Source organism: Xanthomonas arboricola pv. populi (assembly GCF_002939945.1).
Lineage (GTDB): Bacteria > Pseudomonadota > Gammaproteobacteria > Xanthomonadales > Xanthomonadaceae > Xanthomonas > Xanthomonas arboricola_A.
Map to the genome: position 1 here is coordinate 1 of NZ_MDEB01000028.1, position 294 is coordinate 294.

General features: G+C 71.4%; 1 protein-coding gene. It reads left to right on the forward strand.

The window, feature by feature from the left end:
• Position 1: 1 nt before the first annotated feature.
• Positions 2–294: SymE family type I addiction module toxin (locus XaplCFBP3123_RS21125; RefSeq protein ID WP_253254283.1), on the forward strand; the 293-nt coding region annotated here is incomplete at its 3' end.

Below are 294 nucleotides of genomic sequence, written 5' to 3' on the forward strand. Positions count from 1 at the left end.
GGTGCCGCCGCCCACCGAGATCGGCTGGCACTCGCTCGACCCCTCGATCCCGCCGCGGCCCTACCTCGAGCGCACCCCCATCCCAGAGCCTCGCCCCGATCCCACCAAGCCGCGCCGCCCAGGCCACCCGCGTGCCCCGCAACACTGCACCGTCGGCTACGGCTACTACCCCGACAGCCACCAACGCATCCCCACGCTGCGCCTACGCGGCCGCTGGCTGGAACAACTCGGCTTCACCATCGGCAGCAAACTCCACATCCGCATGCGCAACGGCGAGCTGGTCGTCACCGTGGC